Here is an 11,786-nt window from a genome sequence, read left to right on the forward strand (position 1 = left end):
AAGCATCTTAAAGAAAGCTTATATCAAGAAGGGTAACCGATAAAATGCATCTGAAAGGAAGCATTTAAAACAATAGAAGGGAATACAGACATTGAAGAAATCACAGAAAATGAGAATCATCCTTGCTGTTGTGGCAATTTCGTTCATACAGGGGCTGCAGTATTGTGTTTCACCGGTATTGGGGCAGATACAGGAGCATTATTCCGATATCAATGTGTCGCTGGTACAGATGCTGATTACGGCGCCGGCACTGCTCTCTATGATTGTAGCGCTGGTTTCCGGGGGATTAGTGGTAAAAATCAGTAAGAAAAAGCTGCTTCTTTTTGCCGCTCTGGTCGCAGGCATTACCGGATTTCTGCCATATCTGGCGGACAGCTTCTGGCTGCTATTCGTATCGCGTACATTGTACGGAGTTGCATTGGGACTGGCCTGTACCTTGAACACAGCCGTTGTGGCAGAGTTTTTTGAAGGGAATGAGCGGGTTTCCGTCATGGGAATACAGGCGGCGAGCATCGGCATGGGGATGGTAATCATCACGACAGCAGGCGGAAAACTGGGAAGCTTTGGATTTACCTACTCTTACATAACAAATATCATAGGATTTCTTTCCTTCATCGTACTTGCAGTTATGCTCCCCGATACGGGGACGGCTAAGGTAACAAAGACGGAGAGAATCCGGTTAAATAAACGGGTATTCCAGATTGCATTTCTCGGATTTTTAGAATTTATGTTTTTGATTACATTTACGACGAACATCGCGATGCACATAAGCGGGGCACTGGCAGGGGACAGTTCGGTATCCGGTATCCTGACGGGGATTTTCTCGGGGGCACAGATCGTCATGGGGCTGATTCTTGGCAGGGTTGTACGGGTGACGAAGCAGGCGACTCTTCCGGCAGCAATGATAAGCTTTCTGATCGGGGCAGTCCTTTTAATACTCTTTCCGTCCAATCTGCCGGTCCTCATAGCTGCGTCCGTGTTCTGCGGATTCTCGCAGGGGATGTTTATCCCGCAGGCGATGGTGGAGGTGGCGAATGCCGTTCAACCGGTTGCGACAGCTATGGCATCTGCGTGCTTCACCTGTGCAATGAGCTTTGGCCAATTAGTATCGCCAAGTATTTTAAATTCAATATCAAAACTGGTTTTTGGAAATATAAGTACTTCAAATGTGTTTAAAATTGCGGCAGCAGGCATGGCTGTTTCGGCTTTGATTGGATGCCTGATTACATGCCGCAGTGAAAATAAAAGAAGAGGAGAAAAAATATGAAAAAAACATTAGCATTATGCACATCCATTCCGGAAAAACAGATGGAAATCATCAAAGAGCAGTGTGAAATCACGATTTGCGGTGAATTAAAGCATGGCAAAGGAAACGTAACAGAAGATATGACAAAAGAGGAATGCATGGGGCATGAAATCGTAGTACTCGGTGATGAATACGCAGGTGCAGACACAATTACAGCCTGGGCGGAATCCGGGATGAAGTTTATGGGGGTTGCAAAAGGAACGCCTGCAACGGTTGACCATGATGCAATCCAGGCGGCAGGTCTGGAGTTATCTTACACACCGGGAAGAAACCGTGTGGCAGTCGCGGAGTTTAACATGGGACTCATGATAGCGGCGGCAAGGAACCTGACACTGAGCTGTACCGGTTTGTCGAAGGGTGAGCATACCGGTCCTGCGAAGGAAAATATTTACGATGTGCCGGATGTAAAGAATGTTACGTTTGGCCCGCTGGATGAGAATCATCCGTTTACGGATTACGGGATTGGTTTTGAATTATACGGGAAAAAACTGGGAATCGCAGGATATGGCGCGATCGGGCGTGAAGTGGCAGTGAGGGCCCTTGCATTCGGCATGGAAGTTCTGGCCTATGACCCGTATATGCCGGCCGACAGGGTGGAAGCCGACGGGGCGAAGGCTGTGGATCTTGACACGATGCTTTCTGAAAGTGACATGGTCAGCATCCATCTGCCGGTTCTGCCTTCTACAAAGGCAATGGTAAACAAAGAATGGTTTTCCAAAATGAAGCCTTCTGCATATTTAATCAATACGGCAAGGGCAGCAGTCATTGACCAGAAGGATTTGGTTGAGGCACTTCAGAATAAAGAGATTGGCGGAGCCGCGATTGATGTGTACTGGGAAGAACCGGTACCGGCAAACCATCCACTGCTTTCTATGAGAAACGTTGTGTGTACACCGCATATGGCCGGACTTACAACGGATGTTGACAACTGGTCAGGAACCATGATGGGTGACGAGGTCATCGCGTACTTAAAGGGAGAACCGAGAAAGTATATCTGGAAAGTAAGAAAATAGAGGAGGCAGATATGGCAGGAAAGTGTGCTAGAGGAAAAGAAAAATATCCACATCTGTTTGAGCCGGTCAGAATCGGAAACATACGGATGAAAAACAGGATCATCGCGGCTCCGACAAGCCCGAGCATGATTACAACGGAAGGTCATTTTACTCCGGAAATGACAGCATATCTGGAAGAAAAGGCGAAAGGCGGGGTAGGTGTGGTTACCTATGGAGAAGCGATTGTACATTCTGCAACGGGAAAATCACATAATAAGCAGCTTCAGCTGGATTCTTTCGGGGTAAAACAGGGGATGGCGCAGGTTGCAAGGGCGATTCACAATGGCGGGGCCTATGCTAATATCCAGCTTTCCCACGGTGGTATGTATGGTGGTCTTGCAAGCGTCGGAGGAGATCAGGACCGCCCGGCCGTTGCCTATGGACCAAGCCGGATGACAATGCCTGCGGGCGAAGTAGAGGAAATGCCGAGAGAGATGATTTTTGAAATCGTAGAATCCTATAAAACAAGTGCAAAGCTTTGCAAGGACTGTGGGTTTGATATGGTACAGGTCCATGCGGCGCATGGGTGGTTATTCTCTCAGTTTTTATCCCCGGCCTTTAACAAGAGGACGGATGAATTCGGTGGTTCTCTGGAGAACCGTGCGAGATTCCTCCTTATGGCCCTTGATGCAGTAAGAGAAGGCGTGGGACCTCATTTCCCGATTGAAATCCGTATTTCGGGAGATGATTTGAGTACGAATGGCCTTGGAATGGAAGACTGCATAAAAGTTGCCAAAATGGTAGAGGACAAGGTTGATTTGTATAATGTATCCTGCGGAAACCATGAAGACCCTGCACTGTTTTGCAGGACACACCCGTCGGCATTCTATCCCCGCGGCGTCAATGTATATCTCGCGGCAGAGATAAAGAAACAGGTGAATAAACCGGTTGCCTGTGTAGGTTCTTTAAACAATCCGGCCCAGATGGAGCAGATTATAGCAGACGGGCAGGCAGATATCGTGGAGATTGGGCGTGCACTTCTCGCAGATCCTTACCTTGCTAAAAAAGCACTGGAAGATAAAGCTGATGATATTACCCCATGTCTGCGCTGCTATGAATGTTTTGGTGAGACATCTAAGAGCGAGACCTTGAAATGTACTGTGAATCCGACAATGGGGCAGCAGCTGCCTGCTAAATATGGAAAGGCAGCACCAAAGAAACAGAAAAAGGTTCTGATAGCAGGAGGCGGGCCCGCAGGCATGCAGGCGGCTGTCACGCTGGCAGAGCGCGGCCACGAAGTGACACTTGTGGATAAGGCTGGAAAATTAGGCGGCAATCTGCATCCGGCAGGAGCACCTTATTTTAAAGAAGACATTCTGAAATTTGCCCATGTACTTGAGGCGCGCGTAGCAAAAGCCGGTGTGACGGTAGTATTGAATACGGAAGTGACACCTGAATATGTAAAAGCGTTTGCTCCGGATGCATTGTTTGTGGCGATTGGATCGAACGAACTGCGTCCTCCGATTAAAGGCATTGACCTTCCTCATGTGATCATGGCGGTAGACGCGGAATTACACCCGGAAAAACTGGGCAGGAGAGTGGCAATCATGGGCGGCGGACTGGTAGGCAGTGAGGCGGCAGTATCATTTAGCCATGAAGGGAAACAGTGCTCGATTATCGAAATGAAGCCTGCAGTGGCAGAGGAAGTCAATTCCTTTTACCGCGGGGGACTGATGACAGAGGTAGAAAAGTCTGCCGACATTTATGTGAATACCAAAGTAAAAGAAATCATTCCGGCAGGGGTTCTGTGTGAACGTGACGGGGAAGAATTTGTGGTAGAAGCAGACTCTGTCGTATGTGCACTGGGATTCCGATCTCCGTATGACAAAGTAGATGCACTCTGCGAATGTGCAGATGAATATTACATTGTAGGAGACTGCAGCAATGTGGGACAGATTTATCAGGCAACGAACCAGGCATATTACGCAGCACTGCGGGTGTGATAAAAAGGAAGAAAAGAAAGGAAAAAAAGAGATGAAATATGAAAGAATTAGAAAAATTGTATTAGACGCTATTTTAGATGCAGTAAACCAGGGGCTGATCAAAGGAACATCAGGGAACATTGCGCTTCGTGATGACGATGAGGATGTTGTTGCAATTACCCCGAGCGGTATTGCTTACAGCACAATGAAAGCAGAAGACATTGCAATTGTAGACTTAAACGGCAAATGGCTGGACGGACCATACAAGCCATCTTCAGAAGTGCCGATGCATACTGCTGTTCTGCGTGCAAGACCGGATGTGAAAGCAACCGTACATACTCATGCAATGTTCGCAACAATCATGGCAATGGGAGACGGTGAAATTAAGGCAACAACACCGCCGCAGTGTGAATTCGTGCCGGTTCGGGTAGTGCCTTTCACAATGCCGGGAAGCAACGATCTGGCAGAAAAAGTCGCAGAAGCTTTAGGGGAAGATGGCAGAGCCTGCTTAATCAAGAACCACGGAATGTTCTGCTGTGGAAAAGATATGAAGGCGGCGATGGCAGCTACAGTATATACAGAGGAAATGGCAATCACAGAGTATTATGCAAGACTTCTTGGTAATTATGAACCAATGCCGCAGGAGGCTGTCGACGCTATGCAGGCGTTGATCAAAGCCGACCAGGCCGTGTAAGAACCGGAGGAATTTTTATGGGAGTATTGGACCAGATTTATGAAAAAGCAAAAGTAAATCCTCAGAGAGTAGCTTTTCCGGAGGCGGCAAATGAAAAGATGATGCAGGCTGCCTATGAGACTGGAAAAGAAGGCTTTATCAGGCCAATCCTTGTAGGTGATGCGGCCGAATTAAACGCGCTGTGTAAAGAAAGAGGATATGAGACAGAAGTATTTACGATTGTTGATATTCAGGAAGAAACATACAGACAGAAATTAATTGCTGATTATGTTGCACTTCCGGGAACGCTTCTTAAGGAGAGGGCTGTTGGAAGGCGTATGGAGAATCCGCTGTATTTTGCGATGGTGATGCAGGCTGTGGGGGAAGCGGATGTGACATTTGCCGGAATTGATAATACAACCGGTGACGTGCTGATTGCAGGGCAGACGATCATCGGCTTACAGCCGGGAATCAGCACCGTATCAAGTATCGGACTCTGTGATATTCCCGGATTTGAAGGCAGCGAAGGGACTCTTCTTGCGGTGGGCGACAGTGCGGTGTGCACGAATCCGAGTGCCGGGCAGCTTGCGGAAATAGCAGTTTCTGCCTGTGATACAGTAAAGAGCCTGCTTGACTGGGAGCCGAGATGCGCGATGATTAGTTACTCTACGCTTGGCAGCGGCCAGAGCGAGCTGGTTGATAAGGTTGTGGAAGCACTTCATATCGCACAGGAAAAACGCCCTGACTTAAAAATAGACGGGGAATTCCAGCTTGACGCCGCCATCAAACCAGAGGTTGCAGCGAAGAAGGTTTTAAGAGAAAGCGAAGTTGCAGGGAAAGCCAACGTATTGATCTGGCCGGACCTGAATGTAGGCAACACGGCCGTGAAATTAATTCAGACATTCGGCCATGCGGATGCGTACGGACCGATGCTGCAGGGATTTAACAAGGTGGTTTGCGACTGCTCAAGAGGGGCGCCGGTTTCAGAAATCAAAGGAAACACTGTGATCAGTGCAGTGCGTGCTGCGGGAAACAAATAACATATTTTGTGGTTAGTGAAACTGAAGGGACGGGGTTATGATGGCGGAGAGTGTGAAAATAATCATCGCAGATGCACGGCTTGCTGAAGGAAAGGAAGCATATTTACTTTCACAGGCTGCACCCTGTTATGTGAAGAAGCACAAAGCATCAAAGATTAAAAAGGATGCCCTTCAGGAGCTTGTCACAGGATATCTGCTGAAACACTACCTTGACATCAGTAAAGATGAACAGCTTACTTACAACATGTATGATAAACCTTCCCTTGCATCGGCAGAGACATGTTTTAACATCTCACACAGTGGGGATTATGTTGTGCTTGCAATCGCGGATTGCGAGGTCGGTGTTGATATTGAAAAAGTCATGCCATTCCATGAAGCAACTGTTAAGAAGGTATTCCATACAAAACAAAAAGAAGAATTATATAAAACAGAGGGTCTGGCAAGGAATGAGAGGTTTACTCAAATGTGGACCCAGTGTGAGGCCAGGCTCAAACTGAAAGGGGTCGGATTCGCTGAAGGGTGGGACAAGGCGAAAGAATTAGAAGAGTGCTGTAGTTTGTATACAACCAGAATTGACGATTATTTCATATCCTGTGCCACAGAAAATCCGGCTGACATTGAGATAGTAACTTTAAATAACGAAGATGAAAAATGGAGGAAAGAATTATGACAAGAGAAGAAGTAGTAGCAAAGATGATCGAGTATGCGGCAATGGCATTTCAGGCAGATGCGGCAAATATCAATGAAAACACAAACATTGCAGAGGAACTGGGCGTTGCATCTACACAGAGGGTAGCCATGAGCGCTTCTATTGAGAATGACTTTGATGTCATGATCCCGGTTGCAAGATTCGGAAATTATAAGACAATCGGAGAGTTGGCAGACTTTGTAATGGAAGAAATGTAAGAGGTGGTACTGTGGTACATAATGTGAAAATTGGAAAAAATATGAGGAGTGTGTCCATCGTTGGAGTCGGTGCAACGCCGTTTTTTAACGGGATAACCAATCCTCAGTACAAAGGGCTTACAAACGGTGAGTTATTTGGATATGCGGCTCTGGATGCAATGAAAGATGCGCATGTGGAGCCGAGGGATGTTCAGTATTTCTTCCACGGTTCTGCAAATCCGCACGTGTTAAACGGATGTATTACACCAAACCTTCAGGTTGCCGACTGGTTTGGCATGAGAGGGAAAGGCTCCATCTCACATTCGGAGGGGTGCTGTACAGGATATATAGCACTCGAGGAGGCTGTCTTTGCGGTGGCAAGCGGCGCCTATGAGGTCGTTCTTTCCGGCTGCAGTGAACAGGGTACCGGTATGCCGGACGGCAACACGCCGGACCATATGCGTACGGCGCTTACTTCAGAAGTATTGTTCCCGGATCTGGACTCTATTTTTGACCGGGCTTATGGAAGATACTTAGGCGGCGGGCCGGGGATGAACCATGATGACTGGATCAACTTCTATGCCAAAGAAAACGGACTGACGCAGGAACAGGTGGATGATGTGCTGAACCATCAGGCGTATCATTTCAGGCGGGCGGCAGAACTGTGTCCCCGGGCGATTCGCAGGACTCCTTATGAAAAGCTTGCAAAAGACGCCGGATATGATGATGTCTGGGAGTACATGAGATCCCCGCACAATCCGAAGATGACGCAGTATTTAAGGACTTCCAGTGATTCCTGCGTGGCGGACGGTGCGGCCTGCTGTATCGTAGTGCCGACAGAAATTGCACATCAGTTCTGTGACAAACCGGTCGAGGTACTGGCGACGGGGGCTTCCGTATTGGATGCAATCGTGCCCCATCTAGAGAAAAAAGCGACAGCAGAGGCAGCGCGCCAGGTCTTTGAAGCGACAGGACTTACTGCGGATGATATGGATTTACTGTACGTCAATGATTTTATCGGTTCATCGGCATTCCTTGCGGCAGAAGAGATCGGTTATCTACCGAAGGGTGAAGGCTGGAAATATGCTCTTGACGGACGGCTGGCATATGACGGTGACAAGCCAATGAATACAAATGGCGGACGTACCTCTTACGGACATGCATTTGGTGCATCCGGAATGGCGGATGTATTTGAAGCAGTGACACAGATGCGTGGAGAGGCCGGAGAACGTCAGATCAAAAAAAGACCGAAGCATACTTTCTTAAGAGGATTTGGCGGAGCACAAAACGTCCGGGCTACAATCTTAAGAGCTAACTTTTAGGGGGTGATGAGGATGGATCAGAATAGAATCAGCACGGAAGAATTTTGGAATCCGGAGCATGTAGTGGAAAAATTCTGGAACGGCTTACAGGAAGGAACCATTTATGCAAAAAAATGTAAGGAATGTGGAGCAATTGAATTCCCCCCGCATCATGCCTGCAATTCCTGCGGTTATCACGATACAGAGTGGACAACGCTGGCGGGAAAGGGCGTGCTGAAAACATTTGTATTTACAGGAGCATTAAACGCAAGGCTTGAACTGGAAGACAGAGGACTGAAATATGTCTGCGGAGAAGTCCAGTTCGATGAAGGACCGGAAATGAATGCCGTTATCCTTGGAATTAATAAGAAAAAAGCACGGGAAATTTCCGATAAACTTCCAGTGAGAGTCCGCCCTGTATTCTTTGATATGGGAAGATATACGACTCTTTTCTTCGAACTTGATGAGTAGAGGAGGAGAAGGACTTGGAAAAATTAAATGTGCTTCTGGTAACCGGCCTGCTGACTGCAGAGCATCAGGGACGGCTGATTACACAGCGATTGAGGGAGCTTCTGGAGGCGACCGGCCGTTTTCGGGTTGCGATTGTAGAAGAGTTCCGTAATATTACACCCGCTTTTTTAAAACCATACGACGTATTATTTATAGATTACGACGGGAAAACATGGCCTACAGACAAGGCACAGAGGTTTGGGGAACAAAGCGAAAAAGCGGTTTATGATTTTGTCTCAGAAGGAAAGGGAATCGTATTCTATCATTCATCCGTCTGGGTGGATGCGGACTGGCCGGACGAATGGAGAAAACTTCTGGGCGGCTATTGTGCAATGGAAAAAGGGTGCAGGCGCTGTCCGAAAGATGACCATTTCGTGGAAACAATGGATGAAAACCACCCTGTAACAAAAGGAATTGATAAGAAATGGATGAATGTTTTCGATGATTTATTTACACATCTGATCATTCATCCTGAAGCAAACGTTCATGTACTGGCAGCTATATTTGACGACGTTGAAAATTACAGGGTTCCAGGTTTTCCACCGCCGCACCACCCGGTAGATATTCCGGACGGAAGGCTTGAAAATATGGAAGGGGTCAACCAGTATACACCGGTAATCTGGACAAATGAATATGGCAGAGGCCGTGTCTTTGTGACATCCATCGGACACTGGGAGGCTCTTGACCGTTTTAACTTTATTACGATGCTTGTCCGCGGCGCAGAGTGGGCCGGGACAGGCGAAGTTACCCTTGAAAAACCAGACAGGTCCGGTAATAACCGTTTAAAATTATTTCCGTATTATTAAAAAAGTGCCGCATTGCTGCGGCGCTTTTTATCTAAAAGGAGAAGAATAAGTATGTTTAAAATATTTACAATCAATCCGGGATCTACATCCACTAAGATTGCACTTTTTGAAGATGAAACAAAAGTATTTTCTAAGAATGTTAACCATGCAGCAGAAAAGCTGGCACAGTATCCGGCAATCTCCGACCAGCTTGAATACCGGAAAGAGACGATCGACACGCTATTGAAAGAAAACAACATTTCTCTTGACGGAGTCACCGCATTTGTCGGACGGGGCGGCGGACTGCTTGCAATGGACGGAGGTACCTATGAGGTGGATGACATTGTTCTCGATCATGCAGTACGCGGTGCAAATGGAGTTCAGCATCCGGCGATGCTGGGACCGCAGATTGCACATGAATATGCAAGGCTATACCATGCAAAAGCCTATGTGGTGAATCCGCCGGATGTCGATGAACTGCAGGACCTCGCAAGAATGACGGGGATTAAGGGCGTGTACAGGACTGTACATTTACATGCGTTGAATTTAAAAGAGACTGCAATCCGACATGCTGAAAGTATGAATAAAAAATATGAAGACTGTAATTTTATCGTCTGCCACATCGGCGGCGGAATCTCGATTTCTGCCCATCGAGGCGGGAAGATGGTAGACGGATATGACATTGTCGGGGGCGAAGGCCCGATGGCGCCAACAAGATGCGGCAGTATTGCGGTATCAGATATCCTGAAATATTGCAGAGACAAGGATCTGGGAGAAGTGAAACAGCTCTGCACAAGAAACGGCGGATTCGTCAGCCACCTTGGCATTTCCGATGCGTTAGAGGTGAGCAGCCGTGCAAAAGGCGGCGATCCATATGCAGCGATGCTGTGGAACACCATGATTTACCAAATTGAGAAATGCATCGGTTCGATGGCGGCAGTGCTTCATGGAAGAATCGATGGGATTCTGCTTGGCGGCGGAATGGTCTATAACGAAGACCTTGTGTCACAGATTAAAGACACTTGTGAATGGATAGCACCGGTAACTGCATACCCGGGCGAGTTCGAAATGGAGGCTATGGCTGCAGGAGCGGTCAGGGTCTTAAGTGGAAAAGAAGAACTGAAAAAATACAGTGGGGAATGTAGGTTTAAAGGGTTTGACTTTTAAACAAAACAGGAAGTCCGCCGCATCTCTATTTTTGTTGTATAGATGCGGCGGACTTCCTGTTTATGCAGTATAGCCTCGTAACATTACTATTCAGGGATTTGGACTGTTACATAGTTTTAAGAGTCCTCTTTCAATGAAGCGATAAGTTCCTGAATAGTTTCCACAGATTCTTCCAGTTCATCAGCGATTTCCTCCGGACTTTTTCCTTTAGACAGCTTCTTTTTTAACTGTTCAATTAACTTATCCTCACGACCTTCTTCACGCCCTTCACTACGACCTTCCTCCCTGCCGCGGCTTAGTCCCTCGGTATATGCCTCTTCACGCTGTACCTCGATGTCCATGTCATAATCATATTCGGCTATCAGCATATTGATCACCTCACTGCCTTTCTTTCTTAGATAGTCTGCGAGAATACCGGAATCTATGCACTGCTCGATGGTATGTTTGAAGGCATCGCTGTCCCCTTTCGACTGATAATCCCGTAAAATATCGACGAACTGTCCGTATTCCTTCAGAACCCTGCATTTTTCCAGAACCTTATGCTGCTGGGCCGGATTGATATTGATCACTTTTACTTCCAGGTCAAGCATAGGGGGACCATCCTGAACCATATAAGCATCTGAAAGTTTTAGGACCTTTTCATTTACCCAGTCTTTCTCGCCGTTGTAGAACGTGTAAAACTCAGGCTTTGGAAGCTTTACCAGCTTTTTCTTATACCTGTCCCTGACTGGAACAATTTTCTCATACGCCCGCCCGATATACATCAGGCTCCGAAGCGGCATGTTCTCATTGATGGTAGACTGGTGTTCCCCGAACACCATGACCTTCCCGCCGACCCCAAAGGAGACATCATTCTTGAAGTTCAGATACAGGATATCGTCTACGCGTATCTTCTGTATCAAGGTTCCTTCGGGCAGCGGTTCATCATGAAGTGCATTATATAGCGAGATATCATTCTCTTCCGCCAGTGCGTCTTCGAAGAATAGGTCTACAAACATGCTGTTCTTGTATTCTCTGTTTTCTTTTACTGTCATAAGCACCCTCCTTTGTGCTTTGTTCCATTCACAGGAGAGGCTCGTTTTTGGGTAACTGCCTGTAGATTTTGAACAGCCACAGTTTCCTTATACATAGAGTATAAGAAATAC

Annotated in this window: 12 protein-coding genes; 11 read left to right on the plus strand and 1 reads right to left on the minus strand. The window is 47.1% G+C overall.

The window, feature by feature from the left end; genetic code table 11:
- Window positions 1–91 precede the first annotated feature (91 nt).
- The 11 genes from DWX43_RS01225 to buk are packed head-to-tail and all read left to right on the plus strand — an operon-like array spanning window position 92 to window position 10,641.
- Window positions 92–1,267, plus strand: coding sequence for an MFS transporter (locus DWX43_RS01225; RefSeq protein ID WP_118618329.1), 1,176 nt, complete (start codon window positions 92–94; stop codon window positions 1,265–1,267).
- Complete coding sequence (locus DWX43_RS01230; protein WP_118618331.1) at window positions 1,264–2,319, plus strand: NAD(P)-dependent oxidoreductase; 1,056 nt, start codon at window positions 1,264–1,266, stop codon at window positions 2,317–2,319. Before DWX43_RS01225 ends, DWX43_RS01230 begins: the two co-directional genes overlap by 4 nt.
- Window positions 2,320–2,330: 11 nt before the next feature.
- Window positions 2,331–4,301, plus strand: coding sequence for an FAD-dependent oxidoreductase (locus DWX43_RS01235; protein ID WP_118618333.1), 1,971 nt, complete (start codon window positions 2,331–2,333; stop codon window positions 4,299–4,301).
- A gap of 31 nt (window positions 4,302–4,332) precedes the next feature.
- Entirely contained in the window at window positions 4,333–4,974 is a 642-nt protein-coding gene (locus DWX43_RS01240; protein WP_109731664.1) for a class II aldolase/adducin family protein, read from the plus strand.
- A gap of 17 nt (window positions 4,975–4,991) precedes the next feature.
- Window positions 4,992–5,993, plus strand: coding sequence for a phosphate acyltransferase (locus DWX43_RS01245; RefSeq protein ID WP_118618335.1), 1,002 nt, complete (start codon window positions 4,992–4,994; stop codon window positions 5,991–5,993).
- Between the two features lie 37 nt (window positions 5,994–6,030).
- Window positions 6,031–6,663 (plus strand): 4'-phosphopantetheinyl transferase superfamily protein, encoded by a 633-nt coding sequence (locus DWX43_RS01250; protein ID WP_118618337.1) that lies wholly within the window; start codon window positions 6,031–6,033, stop codon window positions 6,661–6,663.
- A complete protein-coding gene (locus DWX43_RS01255; protein ID WP_181368690.1) occupies window positions 6,660–6,899 on the plus strand; it encodes a phosphopantetheine-binding protein in 240 nt (79 codons plus the stop codon). The genes DWX43_RS01250 and DWX43_RS01255 overlap by 4 nt, the downstream gene beginning before the upstream one ends.
- Window positions 6,900–6,910: 11 nt before the next feature.
- Complete coding sequence (locus DWX43_RS01260; protein WP_109731476.1) at window positions 6,911–8,200, plus strand: thiolase family protein; 1,290 nt, start codon at window positions 6,911–6,913, stop codon at window positions 8,198–8,200.
- Between the two features lie 12 nt (window positions 8,201–8,212).
- The gene (locus tag DWX43_RS01265; protein ID WP_109731477.1) at window positions 8,213–8,650 is read left to right on the plus strand and encodes a zinc ribbon domain-containing protein; all 438 of its coding nucleotides are present in this window, start codon (window positions 8,213–8,215) and stop codon (window positions 8,648–8,650) included.
- 14 nt (window positions 8,651–8,664) lie between these two features.
- Window positions 8,665–9,495, plus strand: a complete 831-nt coding sequence (locus DWX43_RS01270; RefSeq protein WP_118618339.1) for a ThuA domain-containing protein — start codon at window positions 8,665–8,667, stop codon at window positions 9,493–9,495.
- 45 nt (window positions 9,496–9,540) lie between these two features.
- On the plus strand, window positions 9,541–10,641 hold the full coding sequence (buk, locus tag DWX43_RS01275) for a butyrate kinase (protein WP_118618516.1): 1,101 nt from the start codon (window positions 9,541–9,543) through the stop codon (window positions 10,639–10,641).
- A 116-nt stretch (window positions 10,642–10,757) separates the two neighbouring features.
- Here the strand turns inward: buk and DWX43_RS01280 are convergent, their stop codons facing one another.
- On the minus strand, window positions 10,758–11,675 hold the full coding sequence (locus tag DWX43_RS01280; RefSeq protein ID WP_118618341.1) for a hypothetical protein: 918 nt from the start codon (window positions 11,673–11,675) through the stop codon (window positions 10,758–10,760).
- Between the last annotated feature and the right edge of the window lie 111 nt (window positions 11,676–11,786).

This window comes from Clostridium sp. AF19-22AC (assembly GCF_003479085.1).
Classification (GTDB): Bacteria; Bacillota; Clostridia; order Lachnospirales; family Lachnospiraceae; genus Faecalicatena_A; species Faecalicatena_A orotica.

Coding starts and splice junctions, on each gene's coding strand:
- DWX43_RS01230 (WP_118618331.1), top strand. CDS start 1,264: ATGAAAAAAACATTAGCATTATGCACATCCATTCCGGAAAAACAGATG.
- DWX43_RS01235 (WP_118618333.1), top strand. CDS start 2,331: ATGGCAGGAAAGTGTGCTAGAGGAAAAGAAAAATATCCACATCTGTTT.
- DWX43_RS01240 (WP_109731664.1), top strand. CDS start 4,333: ATGAAATATGAAAGAATTAGAAAAATTGTATTAGACGCTATTTTAGAT.
- DWX43_RS01245 (WP_118618335.1), top strand. CDS start 4,992: ATGGGAGTATTGGACCAGATTTATGAAAAAGCAAAAGTAAATCCTCAG.
- DWX43_RS01250 (WP_118618337.1), top strand. CDS start 6,031: ATGATGGCGGAGAGTGTGAAAATAATCATCGCAGATGCACGGCTTGCT.
- DWX43_RS01255 (WP_181368690.1), top strand. CDS start 6,660: ATGACAAGAGAAGAAGTAGTAGCAAAGATGATCGAGTATGCGGCAATG.
- DWX43_RS01265 (WP_109731477.1), top strand. CDS start 8,213: ATGGATCAGAATAGAATCAGCACGGAAGAATTTTGGAATCCGGAGCAT.
- DWX43_RS01280 (WP_118618341.1), bottom strand. CDS start 11,675: ATGACAGTAAAAGAAAACAGAGAATACAAGAACAGCATGTTTGTAGAC.